Genomic DNA, 15,033 nt, shown 5'->3' with positions numbered 1-15,033 from the left:
TATGGGTCAAAAAGTCAACCCGATCGGACTTCGCGTCGGCATCAACCGTACATGGGACAGCCGCTGGTTCGCCGCGCGCGGGACCTATGGCAAGTTGCTGCACGAAGACCGTGCCATCCGCGCTCACATCATGAAAGAGCAGCGCGAGGCGGGCATCTCTAAGGTCGTGATCGAGCGCCCGCACAAGAAGTGCCGCGTCACGGTTCACACCGCCCGTCCCGGCATCTTGATCGGCAAGAAGGGTGATAAGATCGAGCGCCTGCGTTCGGATCTCGCACGCCTGACGAGCTCGGAAGTTCACCTGAACATCCTCGAAATCCGCAAGCCGGAAATCGATGCCACGCTGATCGCTGAAGGTATTGCCCAGCAGCTCGAGCGCCGCGTTGCATTCCGTCGTGCGATGAAGCGCGCTGTTCAGTCGGCTCTGCGTCTCGGCGCAGTCGGCATCCGTATCAACGTCGCTGGCCGTCTCGGCGGTGCGGAAATCGCCCGTACCGAATGGTACCGCGAAGGCCGCGTGCCGCTTCACACGCTCCGCGCCGACATCGACTTCGGTTACGGCGTCGCGCGTACGGCGTACGGCATCATCGGCATCAAGGTCTGGGTCTTCAAAGGCGAGATCATCGAGCACGATCCGATGGCTGCCGATAAGAAGCACGCTGAAATGCAAGAGAGCGGCTCACCGCGCCCGCGTCGCGACGATGGCGACCGGCAGGATCGCCGTGATCGCCGCCCTGGCCGCGGTGGACGCGGTGGCGGACGTACCGGCGGTGGTGGTGGCGCAGGCGGCGGTGCTCCGTCGACTGCAGGCACCGATGCCGGCTCGTCGACGCCGGAATCTTGAGACCCGAAAGGCAACTGAATCATGCTGCAGCCGAAACGGACGAAGTTCCGCAAACAGTTCAAGGGTCGCATCCACGGCGCCGCCAAAAGCGGCACGACGCTGGCCTACGGCGAAATCGGCCTGAAGGCCATGGAACCGGAGCGCTTGTCAGCGCGCCAGATCGAGGCCGCACGTCGCGCCATCGCACGCCATACCAAGCGCGCAGGCCGCATGTGGCTCCGCATCTTCCCGGATGTGCCGGTAACGAAGAAGCCTGCCGAAGTCCGCATGGGCTCCGGTAAGGGTTCGCCTGAGCTCTGGGTGGCGCGCGTCAAGCCTGGCCGCATCATTTTCGAGATCGGCGGCGTAAATCCGCAGGTCGCCAAGGAAGCTTTGATCCTTGGCGCCGCAAAGCTGCCGATCAAGACGCGTGTCGTAACGCGCCTGGATTAATTTTGAGACCCGCACGAAGGGACGAAGTGAGGAACAGTCATGGCTAGCGACTTCAAGGATTTGTCGCTCGATCAGCTCGACGATCAGCTGATGAAGCTCAAGAAAGAGCAGTTCAATCTGCGCTTCCAGCGGGCGTCGGGTCAGCTTGAGAATACTGCGCGCATCCGGCTCATTCGCCGTGATATCGCGCGCGTCAAAACCGTAGCCAGCGCCAAGCGCGCCGGCAGCGTCACCAAAGGCGCGTAAGGGAGAACGAGATTATGCCGAAGCGCGTGCTGCAGGGTGTGGTGGTTTCTGACAAGAACGAAAAAACGATCGTAGTTCAGGTCGAACGCCGCTACACACATCCGCTGCTGAAGAAGACCGTGCGTCGTACGAAGAAGTATCACGCACACGATGAGAAGAATTCGTTCAAGGTGGGCGACAAGGTTTCGATTGAAGAAACCCGGCCGATCTCCAAGAACAAACGCTGGATCGCGGTTGCTGAGTGAGGCTTCGGCCTCAATGGTGAGCAGCGGACGCGAGTACAGTTCGGGCGCTTTTTGAGCCGTCGGAGAGTTGGGATTTTCCCCCAAGACCCCGCGAGCCTTAAGGCAAGTTTGAGAATAGGGCTCTGAGCTAGCCCATAGAGAAGGAACGACGCGATGATCCAGATGGAGAGCAATCTCGACGTCGCCGACAATTCTGGCGCGCGTCGCGTTCAGTGCATCAAGGTGCTGGGCGGGTCGAAGCGCAAGTACGCAACTGTCGGCGATACCATCGTCGTCTCCGTGAAGGAGGCGATTCCGAAGGGCCGCGTCAAGAAAGGCCAGGTGATGAAGGCCGTCATCGTTCGCGTTGCGAAGGGTATTCGCCGCGCTGATGGCTCGCTCATCCGCTTTGACCGTAACGCTGCCGTGTTGATCAACGCCAACGGCGAGCCGGTCGGCACCCGCATCTTCGGACCCGTGACGCGCGAGCTGCGGGCCAAGAACCATATGAAAATCGTTTCCCTCGCTCCGGAGGTTCTTTGATGTCCGCGTTTAAGATCAAAAAGGGCGACAACGTCGTTGTCCTGGCGGGCCGCGATAAAGGCAAGCGCGGCGAGGTCATCGAGATCCGCCCGAAAGAGCAGCGCGCCCTCGTGCGTGGCGTCAACATGGTTCGCCGCCATCAGCGCCAGTCTGCCAGCCAGGAAGGCGGCATCATTTCCAAGGAAGGTCCGATTGCGATCTCGAACATCGCCGTCGAGGATCCCAAGGACGGAAAGCCGACACGCGTTGGCTTCAAGATTTTGAACGACGGGAAGAAGATCCGCGTCGCGAAGCGCTCGGGCGAGCAGATCCCGGAGAAGAAGTAAGCTATGGCTAAGGATGCAAAGCCGGCGAAAGCCGCAAAGCCCCAGGGCGGCGCCCCGGGCGGTGACAAAGCTAAGAAGGCGAAGGGCGCTTCCAAGGCAGCCGCCAGCGCCGAACCGCGCGCAGCCGCAACGCCGCGCCCGAAGGATTACAAGCCGCGTCTCAAGGCGCATTACGAGAACGTTGTCCGTGCTGCTCTGAAAGAGAAGTTCGGCTACGCCAACGTGATGCAGATTCCGAAGATCGAAAAGATCGTTCTGAATATGGGCGTCGGTGAAGCCGTCAACGACCGTAAGAAGGTCGATAACGCTGCTTCCGATCTCGCGCTTATCGCCGGTCAAAAGCCGGTCGTCACACGTGCCCGCAAGGCTCTCGCGACCTACAAGTTGCGCGAAGGCATGGCGATCGGCGCCAAAGTGACGCTGCGCGGCGACCGCATGTACGAGTTCCTCGACCGCTTCGTCACGATCGCGCTGCCGCGCGTGAAGGACTTCCGCGGTTTGAACGCGAAGAGCTTCGACGGCCGCGGCAACTACGCCACCGGCCTCAAGGAGCACCTCGTGTTTCCGGAAATCGACTACGACAAAGTCGACGATGTGCTGGGTCTCGATGTGATTGTTTGCACATCCGCCCATACCGATGACGAAGCCCGCGAATTGCTCAAAGGCTTCAACTTCCCGTTTCGCAGCTAAAGGACCTCGGGATTAGGCGATGAAGCCGCCCGAAAGGCCTTTGGAGGAGATGTAATGGCAAAGACCAGTTCTATCGAAAAGAATAACCGCCGGCGCAAGATGGCGTTGGCGCAGGCTCCGAAGCGTTTGCGTCTGAAGGCGCTCGCCAAGGACAAGACGAAGACACCGGAAGAGCGCTTCGCGGCACGGCTGAAATTGGCCGAAATGCCTCGCAATGGCTCGAAGGTCCGTATTCGCAATCGCTGTGAAATCACCGGCCGGCCGCGCGGCAACTACCGCAAGCTGAGGATGTGCCGCAACCAGCTTCGTGAGCTGGCGAGCCAGGGGCGCATCCCCGGCATGGTCAAGTCGAGCTGGTAAAAGGAACGCACGATGTCCGTGAATGATCCATTGGGCGATATGCTGACTCGCATCCGGAACGCTCAGATGCGTCGCCGGCCGAAGGTCGCAACGCCGGCTTCGAATCTCCGCGCGCGCGTCCTCGACGTGCTTGCCGAAGAAGGCTACATCCGTGGCTATAGCCGCGTTGAACTCAAGGGCGAGCTCCCGCAGTTCGAAATCGAGTTGAAGTACTACAACGGCCAGCCCGCGATCCGCGAGATCGAGCGCATTTCGAAGCCTGGCCGTCGCGTTTACTCACCGGCGAAGACGATCCCAACCGTTGCAAACGGTCTCGGCGTCGCGATCCTCTCCACGCCGAAGGGCGTGATGTCGGATTCCAAGGCGCGCGAAGCCAACGTCGGCGGTGAAGTGATCTGCAGCATATTCTAAATCTCGGGCCGGTTCGCCGGCCGGACGAAACGAAGGTTATGAGAAGTCATGTCGCGCATCGGTAAAAAGCCCGTTCCTGTTCCGTCGAACGTGACGGCGACGATCGACGGCCAGACCGTGAAAGTGAAAGGCCCGAAAGGCGAGCTGGCATTTATCGTGCCGGACGCTCTGAAGGTTCAGCGCACGGACGAGGGCATCGATATCTCGCTCATCGAAGACAACAAGCCCGCCCGCTCGAAATGGGGTATGTCGCGCACGCAGGTCGCGAACCTCATCAAGGGTGTGACGGACGGCTACAGCCAGGATCTCGAAATCCATGGCGTCGGCTTCAAGGCTTCGATGAAGGGCAAGGATACGCTCACGCTGTCGGTCGGCTACAGCCACGACGTTGTGCTGAAGATCCCGGCGGGCGTCGACGTCAAGGTCGGCGGCGCTAAGCAGGAACTGCTCAACGTTAGCGGCATCGATAAGCAAGCCGTCGGCGAAGTCGCATCCGTCATCCGCGCCTCGCGCAAGCCGGAGCCCTACCAGGGCAAGGGCGTCCGCTATAAGGGCGAATATATCTTCCGCAAGGAAGGGAAGAAGAAGTAGGAACCGCAGCAATGGCTAAGGTCAACGACAAGTACAATAATCGCCGCGCGCGCGTTCGCCGTGAGCTGAAGCGCGCCGGAAACGGTCGTCCGCGGCTTTCCGTACATCGCACGTCTGAGCACATCTATGCTCAGGTGATCGATGACGTGAAGGGCGTAACGGTCGCCGCCGCATCGACACTCGAGAAGGACGTCAAGGGCGCGCTGAAGACCGGAGCCGATAAGGCCGCCGCAGCTGCCGTTGGCAAGCTCGTCGCTGAACGCGCCGTCAAGGCGGGTGTCGGCGAGGTCATCTTCGACCGTGGCGGATTCCTTTTTCACGGGCGCGTTAAGGCGCTCGCCGACGCCGCCCGCGAAGGCGGATTGAAATTTTAAGACTCACCCGAGAGGACTGAAATCGTGGCACGTGGACCCCAGAGAGACCGTGGCAGAGAGCGCGAAGAGCGCGACAGCGAGTTCACCGATAAGCTGGTGCACATCAATCGCGTCGCCAAGGTCGTCAAAGGCGGCAAACGGTTCGGCTTTGCCGCGCTGGTCGTCGTCGGCGATCTGAAGGGCCGGGTCGGTTTCGGCCACGGCAAAGCACGCGAAGTGCCGGAAGCGATCCGCAAGGCAACGGAAGGCGCCAAGCGCAACTTGCTCCGCGTTCCGCTGCGCGACGCACGTACGCTCCACCATGACAGCGTTGGCCGTCACGGATCGGGCAAGGTTGTTCTCCGCGCGGCACCGGCAGGTACCGGCATCATCGCTGGCGGCGCAATGCGCGCTGTCTTCGAAATGGTCGGCGTGCACGACGTCGTTGCCAAGTCGATGGGTTCGACCAACCCGTACAACGTCGTCCGTGCAACGTTCGACGCGCTCAAGGCACAGGAAAATCCCCGTGCTGTTGCAGCCCGGCGCAATAAGAAGGTATCTGACATCGTCTCGCGTCGTCGCGACGGTTCGGCCATAGAAGCGACGGCCGAAGGCTGATCGCAATACGATGGATCGAGGCATGCCGCGCGCATGCCGTGAGAATGGTTTGAGGTAGGGATTATGGCCGCTAAGAAAACGATCACTCTGCAACAGGTGCGGAGCCCAGCTCGTCGCCCGGAACGGCAGACGGCGACTCTCATCGGGCTGGGTCTCAACAAGCTCGGCCGCACGGCAACCTTGGAAGACACGCCCGCCGTGCGCGGAATGCTGAAGAAGGTCCAGCATCTCGTCGAAGTCGTCGACGGGAAGTAATTTTTCTTCGCCTTTCGGCCCGGTTTTTATGAAGCCGGTCTCGAAGGTGAAAATACAAAACGAGAAGGAGCTTGGGTCCCATGCGGCTCAACGGCATTAAAGACAACCCCGGCGCGCGCAAAACGCGTGTTCGCATCGGTCGCGGTATCGGCTCGGGTCTCGGCAAGATGGGCGGCCGCGGTGGCAAGGGCCAGACCGCACGTACCGGCGTTGCCATCGGCGGCTTCGAAGGCGGTCAGATGCCGTTGCATCGTCGTCTGCCGAAGCGCGGCTTCAACAAGTGGCGCCCTGCGGATTACAACGAAATCAACATCGGCTCGCTGCAGCAGGCCATCGACGACAAGCGCCTCGACGGCTCCAAGCCGGTTGACGTCGCTTCGCTAGTCGAGGCCGGTCTGGTCCGCCGCCCGAAGGACGGTCTCCGTCTTCTTGGTGACGGCGAGATCAAGGCCAAGATCGCCATCACGGTCAATCACGCGACCGCCAAGGCGAAGGCCGCGATTGAGAAGGCTGGCGGCAGCGTCTCGGTGATCGAGAAGAAAATTCTCGCGGCCGACGAAGCCAAGCGCAAAAAGTCGGCCGACAAAAAGGCGGCTCAGGGCAAGAAGCCCGCTGCTGCAAAGGGCGACGAATAATACGGCTGCGCGGCGTGGCGAACCTTCGCCGCGTGATCCGTTCCCCCGTGAGCGCTCAATGCGTAGACCGGGCTTAAGGTGCGGCGTTATCCTCAACGGACGACGACGCGACCGTTAGGAGAAGACAGCAATGGTTTCCGCTGCCGAGCAGCTTGCTTCGAACCTCAACTTCAAGTCTTTTGCTAAAGCTGAAGATTTGAAGCGGCGCCTATGGTTCACCCTGGGCGCAATGATCGTTTATCGGCTCGGCACGTTCATTCCGCTGCCCGGTATCAATCCGGCGGCGTTCGCGGCTACCTTCCAATCGCAGGCTGGCGGCATCCTGGGCATGTTCAACATGTTCTCAGGCGGCGCGCTCGAACGCCTCGCGATTTTCGCCCTCAACATCATGCCGTACATCTCGGCCGCGATCATCATGCAGTTGATGCAGTCGATCTCGCCGAAGCTGGAAGCGCTGAAGAAGGAAGGCGAGGCGGGCCGCAAGCAGATCAACCAATACACGCGCTATTTGACTGTCGTGCTTGCAGCACTTCAGGCTTACGGCATTGCCGTCGGTCTTGAAGGATCGCGCAACGCGGCTGGCGCCGTCGTTATTGATCCTGGCATGTTCTTCCGCGCCACGACCGTTATCACGCTTGTTGGCGGTACGGTTTTCTTGATGTGGTTGGGCGAGCAGGTCACGCAGCGCGGTGTCGGTAACGGCACGTCGTTGATCATTTTCGCCGGCATCGTTGCGGGCCTTCCGGGCGCCGTCGCGCAGCTCTTCGAACTGTCGCGGACCGGATCGATCGCGCCTGCAATCGTTGTCTTCTTCCTCGTGATGGCACTGGCCGTTATCGCCGTCATCGTGTTCTTCGAACGCGCGCAGCGGCGCTTGTTGGTCCAGTATCCAAAACGCCAGGTCGGCAACAAGATGTTCCAGGGCGAGGCTTCGCATCTGCCGCTGAAGCTCAACCCGTCGGGCGTCATTCCGCCGATTTTCGCGTCGTCTCTTCTGCTTCTGCCGATCACTGTCGCCCAGTTCTCGGCCGGTCAGGGTCCGGAATGGCTCAACACGACCGTCGCGATGCTCGGCAGCGGACAGCCACTTCATCTCGTGATCTACGCGAGCATGATCATCTTCTTCACGTTCTTCTACACGGCCGTCGTCATCAATCCGAAAGAGACCGCCGACAATCTGCGGAAGTACGGCGGGTTCCTGCCCGGTATTCGCCCCGGTGAAAAGACGGCCGAATTCATCGACTACGTCATGACGCGAATTACGGTTGTTGGTGCCCTCTACTTGGCCGCGGTCTGCGTCATGCCGGAAATTCTCACCGCTTACGCTGGCATCCCGCTCTACTTCGGCGGCACGTCTCTTCTGATCGTCGTCAGCGTCACGATGGATACGGTTGCCCAGGTTCAGAGCCATCTGATCGCGCAGCAGTACGAAGGTTTGATCAAGAAAGCGAAGCTTCGGGGGGCGCGTCGATGATCTTGATGCTGTTGGGTCCACCTGGCGCAGGCAAGGGGACCCAGTCTCAGCTGATCTCAGAGAAGCTCGGCATTCCTCAGCTCTCCACGGGAGACATGCTGCGGGCCGCCGTGAAAGCGGGCACGAAGGTCGGTCTGGAAGCAAAAAAGGTGATGGCCGAAGGCGGCCTGGTGAGCGACGCGATCGTGATCGGAATCATCGCTGATCGCATTTCCGAGCCAGACTGCGCCAAGGGTTTTATCCTCGACGGCTTTCCGCGCACGCTCGCTCAGGCGGACGCACTCGACGAACTTCTGAAATCCAAGAGCCGCGTCATCGATTGCGTCATCGAGCTGAAAGTGGACGACACGCAGCTGGTAGACCGCATCGAATGCCGCGCCCGGGAAACACTGGCCGCAGGCGGAACGGTTCGCGCCGATGACAATGCTGAGGCCCTCAAGACTCGCTTGATGGCCTACTATCGCGAGACGGCGCCGCTCATCGGCTACTATTTCGCGCACAAGTTGCTCAAGACGGTCGATGGCATGGCGCCAATCGACAAGGTCGGCGTTCAAATTGACGGTATTTTGAAGGAGCATCAGCCCGCTTAACCTAAATGCCGCACATTGACGAAAGGGTACGGTCGAGCTACAACACCCCACTTCTTTTAGGCTCAACTTGATCCGGACCTGGGCTTAGGCCCCGGGAGCCGCGGTCGTTGCGCCCTTTTGGCACTTGAAGGGCAGAAATTTGGGTCCGGGCGGCATGCCTGGGTTCGGTATTCGACGAAATTCGACTGAGACAAAACAGCACGACGAGATAAGGCAGGAGATTCACGTGGCCCGCATCGCAGGCGTCAACATTCCCACCGGCAAGCGCGTTGAAATCGCGCTCCGTTATATTCATGGCATCGGCCCGAAATTCTCGAAAGAGATTTGCGAAAAGTGCGGCATTCCTTCGGACCGCCGCGTGAATCAGCTGACGGACGCCGAAGTCCTGCAGATCCGCGAATCCATCGACCGTGATTACACGGTTGAAGGCGATCTTCGTCGTGAAGTGCAGACGAACATCAAGCGCCTGATGGATCTCGGTTGCTATCGCGGTCTTCGCCACCGTAAGGGCCTGCCGGTCCGCGGTCAGCGCACGCACACGAACGCCCGCACCCGCAAGGGCAAGGCTGTTGCGATCGCTGGTAAGAAGAAAGCGACGAAGTAATCTGCTGCCCTCACAGGGCAGCATCTAATGCGCTTCTGAAGCGCGCTAACTGGTTTTTTGCCTCCGGATCTCGGCAGGCTAGGAGTGACGATCGCAATGGCAAAAGAAGCAGCGCGCGGCAAGGTCAAAAAGCGCGAGAAGAAGAACATCACGTCGGGCGTTGCGCACGTCAACGCGTCCTTCAACAACACGATGATCACGATCACCGACGCGCAGGGCAACACGATCGCTTGGTCGTCGTCGGGCACGAAGGGCTTCAAGGGCTCGCGCAAGTCGACGCCGTACGCCGCGCAGATGGCCGCTGAAGACGCGGGCAAGAAGGCGCAAGAGCACGGTATGAAGGTGCTCGAAGTTGAAGTCTGCGGTCCGGGCTCGGGTCGTGAATCGGCTCTCCGCGCATTGCAGTCCGTCGGCTTCCAGATCACGTCGATCCGCGACGTCACGCCGATCCCGCACAACGGTTGCCGCCCGCGCAAGCGCCGCCGCGTTTAATTTGATTAAGGCGCCGCCGCAGATGGGTGGCGCTTTTCTGTCTATATTTTAAGTTCGCTTAAGTCGCGGGTCTTCCGCCGCCCGCGCCAAACGAAACGAGGCTCCCCGTGAACGTTCTCCAGAAGAACTGGCAAGATCTGATCAAGCCGTCGAAGCTGGACATCCAGATTGGCCGCGATCGCTCGCGTATCGCGACTGTCGTCGCAGAGCCGCTTGAGCGTGGCTTCGGCATGACGCTCGGCAACGCGCTGCGTCGCGTTCTGCTGTCGTCGCTGCAGGGCGCCGCCGTCAAGACCGTCCAGATCGATGGCGTACTGCATGAGTTCTCCTCCGTCCCCGGCGTTCGCGAGGACGTGACGAACATCATTCTGAACATCAAGGAAATTGCGCTCCGCATCCATTCGGAAGGCGTGAAGCGTATGGTGCTCAAGAAGGAAGGCGCAGGCCCTGTCACCGCTGGTGACATCGAGGCGTCGTCCGAAGTTGAAGTGCTGAACCCGGACCACGTTATCTGCCATCTCGACCAGGGCGCGTCGATCCGCATGGAGTTCACGGCCGATATCGGCAAGGGCTACGTCGCGTCAGATCGCAATCGTCCGGAAGATGCGCCGATCGGCCTGATCCCGGTCGATAGCCTCTACTCGCCGGTCAAGAAGGTTTCCTACAAGGTCGAGAACACGCGCGAAGGTCAGATTCTGGACTTCGATAAGCTGACGATGGTTGTCGAGACGGATGGTTCGGTCCGTCCGGAAGATGCTGTCGCGCTCGCCGCTCGTATCCTTCAGGACCAGCTCGCCGTCTTCATCAACTTCGAAGAGCCGAAGAAGGCACAGGAAGAGCAGCGTCATCCGGAGCTGGCGTTCAACGCTGCGCTTCTGAAGAAGGTCGACGAGCTCGAGCTGTCGGTTCGCTCGGCGAACTGCTTGAAGAACGACAACATCGTCTACATCGGCGACCTGATCCAGAAGACGGAAGCCGAGATGCTGCGCACGCCGAACTTCGGCCGCAAGTCGCTCAACGAGATCAAGGAAGTCCTGGCGACGATGGGGCTCCATCTCGGTATGGAAGTGCCGAACTGGCCGCCGGACAACATCGACGAACTCGCGAAGCGCTTCGAAGATCAGTACTAAGTCGAACACGACTACCGTGCTCGGCGGCCGACTCCCCTCAGGGGAGCGCTGAGCGCAAACAAAGTACCCTACCGTGCTCGGCGGCCGGCTCCCCGCAGGGGAGTCGCCGAGCACAAACAAAGACAGGCGAAGGTGAGGCCATAGAACCTCCCGCGCCGAACCGGACGGCAAGAACGCCGACGGTCAACGCAAGCCCCGGCATATGCCGAGGGCCAACAATGTAAGGATGAAGACACTATGCGACACAAGAAGCTTGGCCGCCGCTTTGGCCGTCACGTTGGCCACCGCCAGGCAATGTTCTCGAACATGGCCGCCGCTCTCATCAAGCATGAGCAGATCGTGACCACGCTGCCGAAGGCGAAAGACCTGAAGCGCGTCGTCGATAAGTACATCACGCTCGCTAAGCGCGGTGATCTGAACTCGCGCCGTCTCGCCATCGCTCGCCTGCGCGACGAGGACATGGTCAAGAAGCTTTTTGACGTGCTTGGCCCGCGTTACAAGACCCGCAATGGCGGTTACACCCGCGTGTTGAAGGCTGGTTTCCGCTACGGCGACGCGTCGCCCCGCGCAGTTATCGAACTCGTCGATCGCGATGAGTCGGTGAAGGGCGCTGAGGACAAGGCCCGTCACGAAGCGAAGGTTGCTGAAGAAGCAGCAGCGAGCTGATTGCGTTGGCCGGTTCCAGTTCGGAGCAGGCCACCAACAACCCGAATTCGAGAAACCCCCGTGCGTCCTGCGCCGGGGTTTTTCATTTCATATTCGCGGATCGATCGCCCGTTGCCATCGTGCGCTCATCTGGCCAATTATCGCGCTCTGCAATCGCGATGATTGCCAGCACCGAGGTATCAGCGCCATGTCCGATAGACCTCCTGTCGTCGTCACCGGCTCGACCGGGCTTGTCGCCAAACACATCATCGCCGAACTCGTAAAACGCGGACATGCCGTTCGCGCCACGCTGCGCCGGATGGAGAAGGCCGACGACGTCCGGCGCGCTGTGAAGCGCCTCGGCGGCGAGGCAGCTCAGCTTGAATTCGTCGTCGCGGATCTTGAGCAACGGGCCGGTTGGGATGAAGCCGTCGCCGGCAGCCAGATCGTCATTCACACGGCGTCGCCCTTTCCGATGGCGCAGCCAGACAATCCCGAAGACGTTATACGGCCCGCACGCGACGGCACACTCCGCGTGCTGGAAGCGGCGACGCGAGCAGCCGTGCAGCGCTTCGTGCTGACGTCGTCGTCCGTCGCGATTTTTTACGGCCGCGATTTGCCGTCCGATCACATCTATTCCGAAGCCGACTTCACCGACGAGACGCGCACCGACCTGACGCCCTATATCAAGTCGAAGACGATCGCCGAGAAGGCCGCATGGGACTTCGTACAGAAGAACGCGGCTGCGCCTCAACTTGCGGTGATCAATCCTGGCTTTGTGCAAGGTCCGGCGCCCGACGCGGATCTCTCGACGTCGCACGAACTCTATCGCCTGATGGCGCGCGGCGTTTATCCGGCGGCGCCCCGCATACGCTTTCCGGTAGCCGATGTGCGCGACGTCGCTCTCGCGCATGCCGAGGCCACAGAGCGCCCTGACGCCGCTGGAAACCGCTTTCTCGTCGGTTCGGGGCAGCTGACGCTCTTTGAACTGGGGCGCATCCTTGCCCGCGAGTATCCCGAACTCAGCTCCAAGGTGCCGAAATTCGAACTTCCCGATGCCGCCGTCCGCGCGCTCGCATATGTCGACAAACGGATGCGAACGATCCTGCCGGAACTTGGCGCGACAAAAGATTACACGAACGCGCACGTTACAAGCGCGTTGGGTTTACGCCTTAGGGATGCTGATGAAGCGGCGACCGCCGCTGTCCGATCATTACGAGACCTTAGGTTGATCTGAAGACGCACGCGGCCGTATTTTTACAACCGCTACCAGTTATCTGGTGAGTCTCGAGGCTGCGACACCCAAGGCAAAGGCATGACGATGAAGAAATCGACGTTCGGCTTGGCGATGGCCGTGCTGGCCGCGCTCGCGGTTTTCACCTTCGGTCCGGCCGATAGATTTTCGTTTGCGCAGGACAAGATCCCGCCGCCTTCGCGTCCGGCAATACAGTATTCGTACGCTCCGATCGTGCGCGCCGCTGCGCCCGCAGTCGTCAACGTCTACGTCCGCAGTCGCGTGCAAACGTTCAATACGCCATTCGGCAATGACCCGTGGTTCCGCCGCTTCTTCGGCGAAGCATTCGGGCAGCCGTCCGAGCGTGTGATGAGTTCGCTGGGTTCGGGCGTCATCGTCAGCCCGGATGGTTTGATCGTCACGAACTCGCACGTCGTCAAAGGCCGGGGCGAAACGGAAATTCGTGTCGCGCTGTCGGACAAACGCGAGTTTGATGCCAAGGTGATCGCGCAGGACGAGAAGGCGGATATCGCCGTTCTGAAGATCGAGAATGGCGATGGAAAATTCCAGTTTCTGCAGTTCGATGATTCCGACAGCCTTGAGGTCGGCGATCTCGTTCTCGCAATCGGCAATCCATTCGGCGTCGGTCAAACGGTGACGAGCGGCATCGTCTCGGCGCTTTCGCGATCCGAGATGGCGGAATCCGATAGCCAGGTCTTCATTCAAACGGACGCTGCGATCAATCCCGGTAACTCCGGCGGCGCGCTGGTCGATATGTCGGGCCGCCTCGTCGGCATCAACACGATGATCTATTCGCAGACGGGCGGCTCGGTCGGCATCGGCTTCGCAATTCCCTCAAACCTCGTTCGCGTTTACGCCGAAAGCGCCGCGCAGGGCCGCAAGGTGGAACGCCCATGGATCGGCGCGAAGCTCGAAGCCATGTCGCACGATATCGCCGAAGGGCTGGGTCTGAAGCGTGTCAGCGGCGCAGTCGTCACACGCTTGTACGATAAGGGTCCCGCGGCTGATGCTGGTTTGAATGCGGGCGACGTCATCACCAACGTCGATGGCGTCGAAGTGGCGGACGCACGCGCCGTCTACTACCGCCTTGCAACGCGCGGCATCGGGCAGACTGCGAAACTCGTAGTGATCCGCAACGGTAGCAACGTCGATATTTCGTTGCCGCTGATCGCGGCGCCGAAACCGGGAAAGAACGATGCGCGTAACTTGTCCGGAAATAATCCTCTCGACGGCGCACGTATCTCAAACATTCTGCCATCGGTCGCGGATGAACTCAGCATCGACCAGACGGACGGCGTCGCCATCGTTTCGGTACGCAACGGGTCCGTAGCGCAGAACCTCGGCTTCCAGCCGGGCGACATCATCGTATCGATCCAAGGGAAGAACATCACGAACGTGCTCGACGCCGAGACGGCCGTGGCGACGCGGCAGCGCGTTTGGCAGGTGTCCGTAAAGCGTGGAGCGCGCGTGCTGCAGCTTCAGGTGCCCGGCTAAGCCAGCGCATCGGGATTACGTCAGAGGTGGATCCAGATCTGGTACGCCGCGAAGCACAGAATTGCCGAAAGGAAGAGACGCAGCAGCCAATCGGGGAGCTTGCCGGTCAGCCGTGAACCGAGCGCAATGCCGGGGATCGAACCGACCAAAAGCAAGCCGAGCAACCCGAAGCTGGTATTCCCGATTGACATATGCCCGAGGCCGGAGATCAGCGTCAGCGGTACCGCATGAACGATGTCTGTACCGATCAAGCGGCGTGTCAGCAGATTCGGATATAACAGCGTGAGCACCACAACGCCGATGGCCCCGGCGCCGACTGATGTGATCGTAACGACAGATCCAAGAACAAGCCCGAGCGCCAGCGTCGGCAGCCGCCGGAGCGTGATTTCCTTGGGCTCAACAACATCGGCGCCGCGACGCGTGATGATCGGATAGATCAGGATCGCAAGGGCGCTAAGCGCGAGCGCGAAGATGAGCGATCTCTTGATGACGAGCGCCATCAACTCGGTGTCGAGATCGAAATAACTCAAAAACATAAGCATCGCGATTGAGCCCGGCACGCTGCCGAGCGCGAGCCATCCGACAATGCGCCAGTTGACGTTCCCGAATGTGTGGTGAGGCCAAGCCGCGGACGCCTTCGTGATCGATGCGAACAGCAGGTCCGTTCCAACCGCGAGTGGCGCGCCGACGCCGATCTGCGTGATGAGAAACGGCGTCATCAGCGAGCCAGCGCCGACGCCTGTCATTCCCACGAGGAACCCGACCACGAAACCGCCCGATATGATCATGGGCCATAAATTGTGCAGATCGATTTCCGGCAT

23 protein-coding genes are annotated in these 15,033 nt (G+C 60.5%); 22 read left to right on the top strand and 1 reads right to left on the bottom strand.

All coding sequences use genetic code 11. The annotated features are described in order from the left end of the window. The first annotated feature begins 1 nt into the window (after position 1). The 22 genes from rpsC (at position 2) to DLM45_RS01945 (ending at position 14,212) form a co-directional block, all read left to right on the top strand. Positions 2 to 844: a 30S ribosomal protein S3 gene (gene rpsC / locus DLM45_RS02050; RefSeq protein WP_181335335.1), complete on the top strand. Its 843-nt coding sequence runs from the start codon at positions 2 to 4 to the stop codon at positions 842 to 844. A 21-nt stretch (positions 845 to 865) separates the two neighbouring features. Next, a complete protein-coding gene (rplP, locus tag DLM45_RS02045) occupies positions 866 to 1,276 on the top strand; it encodes a 50S ribosomal protein L16 (RefSeq protein WP_181335334.1) in 411 nt (136 codons plus the stop codon). 39 nt (positions 1,277 to 1,315) lie between these two features. Further along, positions 1,316 to 1,522, top strand: coding sequence for a 50S ribosomal protein L29 (gene rpmC, locus DLM45_RS02040; protein WP_181335333.1), 207 nt, complete (start codon positions 1,316 to 1,318; stop codon positions 1,520 to 1,522). Between the two features lie 14 nt (positions 1,523 to 1,536). Then, entirely contained in the window at positions 1,537 to 1,767 is a 231-nt protein-coding gene (gene rpsQ / locus DLM45_RS02035) for a 30S ribosomal protein S17 (protein WP_181335332.1), read from the top strand. A gap of 153 nt (positions 1,768 to 1,920) precedes the next feature. After that, complete coding sequence (gene rplN / locus DLM45_RS02030; RefSeq protein WP_013215056.1) at positions 1,921 to 2,289, top strand: 50S ribosomal protein L14; 369 nt, start codon at positions 1,921 to 1,923, stop codon at positions 2,287 to 2,289. Then, positions 2,289 to 2,615, top strand: a complete 327-nt coding sequence (gene rplX, locus DLM45_RS02025) for a 50S ribosomal protein L24 (protein WP_181335331.1) — start codon at positions 2,289 to 2,291, stop codon at positions 2,613 to 2,615. Before rplN ends, rplX begins: the two co-directional genes overlap by 1 nt. Before the next feature lie 3 nt (positions 2,616 to 2,618). Beyond that, a complete protein-coding gene (gene rplE, locus DLM45_RS02020; protein ID WP_181335330.1) occupies positions 2,619 to 3,305 on the top strand; it encodes a 50S ribosomal protein L5 in 687 nt (228 codons plus the stop codon). 54 nt (positions 3,306 to 3,359) lie between these two features. Then, a complete protein-coding gene (rpsN, locus tag DLM45_RS02015; protein ID WP_181335329.1) occupies positions 3,360 to 3,665 on the top strand; it encodes a 30S ribosomal protein S14 in 306 nt (101 codons plus the stop codon). A gap of 12 nt (positions 3,666 to 3,677) precedes the next feature. Continuing rightward, positions 3,678 to 4,076, top strand: coding sequence for a 30S ribosomal protein S8 (rpsH, locus tag DLM45_RS02010; RefSeq protein ID WP_181335328.1), 399 nt, complete (start codon positions 3,678 to 3,680; stop codon positions 4,074 to 4,076). 48 nt (positions 4,077 to 4,124) lie between these two features. Then, on the top strand, positions 4,125 to 4,667 hold the full coding sequence (rplF, locus tag DLM45_RS02005) for a 50S ribosomal protein L6 (protein WP_181335327.1): 543 nt from the start codon (positions 4,125 to 4,127) through the stop codon (positions 4,665 to 4,667). Positions 4,668 to 4,678: 11 nt separating this feature from the next. Further along, on the top strand, positions 4,679 to 5,041 hold the full coding sequence (rplR, locus tag DLM45_RS02000; protein WP_181335326.1) for a 50S ribosomal protein L18: 363 nt from the start codon (positions 4,679 to 4,681) through the stop codon (positions 5,039 to 5,041). A gap of 24 nt (positions 5,042 to 5,065) precedes the next feature. Further along, on the top strand, positions 5,066 to 5,638 hold the full coding sequence (gene rpsE, locus DLM45_RS01995; RefSeq protein ID WP_181335325.1) for a 30S ribosomal protein S5: 573 nt from the start codon (positions 5,066 to 5,068) through the stop codon (positions 5,636 to 5,638). A 63-nt stretch (positions 5,639 to 5,701) separates the two neighbouring features. Then, positions 5,702 to 5,893: a 50S ribosomal protein L30 gene (gene rpmD / locus DLM45_RS01990; RefSeq protein WP_181335324.1), complete on the top strand. Its 192-nt coding sequence runs from the start codon at positions 5,702 to 5,704 to the stop codon at positions 5,891 to 5,893. Positions 5,894 to 5,973: 80 nt separating this feature from the next. Further along, positions 5,974 to 6,528 (top strand): 50S ribosomal protein L15, encoded by a 555-nt coding sequence (gene rplO, locus DLM45_RS01985; protein WP_181335323.1) that lies wholly within the window; start codon positions 5,974 to 5,976, stop codon positions 6,526 to 6,528. Positions 6,529 to 6,658: 130 nt separating this feature from the next. Further along, complete coding sequence (gene secY / locus DLM45_RS01980; protein ID WP_181335322.1) at positions 6,659 to 8,002, top strand: preprotein translocase subunit SecY; 1,344 nt, start codon at positions 6,659 to 6,661, stop codon at positions 8,000 to 8,002. Continuing rightward, complete coding sequence (locus DLM45_RS01975) at positions 7,999 to 8,592, top strand: adenylate kinase (RefSeq protein WP_181335321.1); 594 nt, start codon at positions 7,999 to 8,001, stop codon at positions 8,590 to 8,592. The genes secY and DLM45_RS01975 overlap by 4 nt, the downstream gene beginning before the upstream one ends. A gap of 226 nt (positions 8,593 to 8,818) precedes the next feature. Further along, positions 8,819 to 9,196 (top strand): 30S ribosomal protein S13, encoded by a 378-nt coding sequence (gene rpsM / locus DLM45_RS01970; protein WP_181335320.1) that lies wholly within the window; start codon positions 8,819 to 8,821, stop codon positions 9,194 to 9,196. Positions 9,197 to 9,292: 96 nt separating this feature from the next. After that, positions 9,293 to 9,688: a 30S ribosomal protein S11 gene (gene rpsK, locus DLM45_RS01965; RefSeq protein ID WP_181335319.1), complete on the top strand. Its 396-nt coding sequence runs from the start codon at positions 9,293 to 9,295 to the stop codon at positions 9,686 to 9,688. A 107-nt stretch (positions 9,689 to 9,795) separates the two neighbouring features. Then, a complete protein-coding gene (locus DLM45_RS01960) occupies positions 9,796 to 10,818 on the top strand; it encodes a DNA-directed RNA polymerase subunit alpha (RefSeq protein WP_181335318.1) in 1,023 nt (340 codons plus the stop codon). A gap of 237 nt (positions 10,819 to 11,055) precedes the next feature. Beyond that, positions 11,056 to 11,484, top strand: a complete 429-nt coding sequence (rplQ, locus tag DLM45_RS01955) for a 50S ribosomal protein L17 (RefSeq protein ID WP_181335317.1) — start codon at positions 11,056 to 11,058, stop codon at positions 11,482 to 11,484. A 187-nt stretch (positions 11,485 to 11,671) separates the two neighbouring features. Then, a complete protein-coding gene (locus DLM45_RS01950) occupies positions 11,672 to 12,700 on the top strand; it encodes an SDR family oxidoreductase (RefSeq protein WP_181335316.1) in 1,029 nt (342 codons plus the stop codon). 84 nt (positions 12,701 to 12,784) lie between these two features. Beyond that, entirely contained in the window at positions 12,785 to 14,212 is a 1,428-nt protein-coding gene (locus DLM45_RS01945) for a Do family serine endopeptidase (protein WP_181338152.1), read from the top strand. A 20-nt stretch (positions 14,213 to 14,232) separates the two neighbouring features. Here the strand turns inward: DLM45_RS01945 and DLM45_RS01940 are convergent, their stop codons facing one another. Continuing rightward, a complete protein-coding gene (locus DLM45_RS01940; RefSeq protein WP_181335315.1) occupies positions 14,233 to 15,033 on the bottom strand; it encodes a sulfite exporter TauE/SafE family protein in 801 nt (266 codons plus the stop codon).

This window comes from Hyphomicrobium methylovorum (assembly GCF_013626205.1).
In the GTDB taxonomy this organism is placed as follows: Bacteria; Pseudomonadota; Alphaproteobacteria; order Rhizobiales; family Hyphomicrobiaceae; genus Hyphomicrobium_B; species Hyphomicrobium_B methylovorum.
Note: the sequence above shows the minus strand (reverse complement) of the source record. Positions and strands in the feature narration are given on the sequence as shown.

Excerpts from the sequence above, each read along its gene's own strand:
- rplF (WP_181335327.1), top strand. The coding sequence starts at position 4,125 with ATGTCGCGCATCGGTAAAAAGCCCGTTCCTGTTCCGTCGAACGTGACG.
- rplE (WP_181335330.1), top strand. The coding sequence starts at position 2,619 with ATGGCTAAGGATGCAAAGCCGGCGAAAGCCGCAAAGCCCCAGGGCGGC.
- rplR (WP_181335326.1), top strand. The coding sequence starts at position 4,679 with ATGGCTAAGGTCAACGACAAGTACAATAATCGCCGCGCGCGCGTTCGC.
- rplO (WP_181335323.1), top strand. The coding sequence starts at position 5,974 with ATGCGGCTCAACGGCATTAAAGACAACCCCGGCGCGCGCAAAACGCGT.
- rpsC (WP_181335335.1), top strand. The coding sequence starts at position 2 with ATGGGTCAAAAAGTCAACCCGATCGGACTTCGCGTCGGCATCAACCGT.
- rpmC (WP_181335333.1), top strand. The coding sequence starts at position 1,316 with ATGGCTAGCGACTTCAAGGATTTGTCGCTCGATCAGCTCGACGATCAG.
- rpmD (WP_181335324.1), top strand. The coding sequence starts at position 5,702 with ATGGCCGCTAAGAAAACGATCACTCTGCAACAGGTGCGGAGCCCAGCT.
- DLM45_RS01975 (WP_181335321.1), top strand. The coding sequence starts at position 7,999 with ATGATCTTGATGCTGTTGGGTCCACCTGGCGCAGGCAAGGGGACCCAG.
- rpsK (WP_181335319.1), top strand. The coding sequence starts at position 9,293 with ATGGCAAAAGAAGCAGCGCGCGGCAAGGTCAAAAAGCGCGAGAAGAAG.
- rplX (WP_181335331.1), top strand. The coding sequence starts at position 2,289 with ATGTCCGCGTTTAAGATCAAAAAGGGCGACAACGTCGTTGTCCTGGCG.
- rplQ (WP_181335317.1), top strand. The coding sequence starts at position 11,056 with ATGCGACACAAGAAGCTTGGCCGCCGCTTTGGCCGTCACGTTGGCCAC.
- DLM45_RS01940 (WP_181335315.1), bottom strand. The coding sequence starts at position 15,033 with ATGCCGGAAATCGATCTGCACAATTTATGGCCCATGATCATATCGGGC.
- DLM45_RS01950 (WP_181335316.1), top strand. The coding sequence starts at position 11,672 with ATGTCCGATAGACCTCCTGTCGTCGTCACCGGCTCGACCGGGCTTGTC.
- secY (WP_181335322.1), top strand. The coding sequence starts at position 6,659 with ATGGTTTCCGCTGCCGAGCAGCTTGCTTCGAACCTCAACTTCAAGTCT.
- rpsH (WP_181335328.1), top strand. The coding sequence starts at position 3,678 with ATGTCCGTGAATGATCCATTGGGCGATATGCTGACTCGCATCCGGAAC.
- rpsQ (WP_181335332.1), top strand. The coding sequence starts at position 1,537 with ATGCCGAAGCGCGTGCTGCAGGGTGTGGTGGTTTCTGACAAGAACGAA.
- rpsN (WP_181335329.1), top strand. The coding sequence starts at position 3,360 with ATGGCAAAGACCAGTTCTATCGAAAAGAATAACCGCCGGCGCAAGATG.
- DLM45_RS01945 (WP_181338152.1), top strand. The coding sequence starts at position 12,785 with ATGAAGAAATCGACGTTCGGCTTGGCGATGGCCGTGCTGGCCGCGCTC.
- rplP (WP_181335334.1), top strand. The coding sequence starts at position 866 with ATGCTGCAGCCGAAACGGACGAAGTTCCGCAAACAGTTCAAGGGTCGC.
- rplN (WP_013215056.1), top strand. The coding sequence starts at position 1,921 with ATGATCCAGATGGAGAGCAATCTCGACGTCGCCGACAATTCTGGCGCG.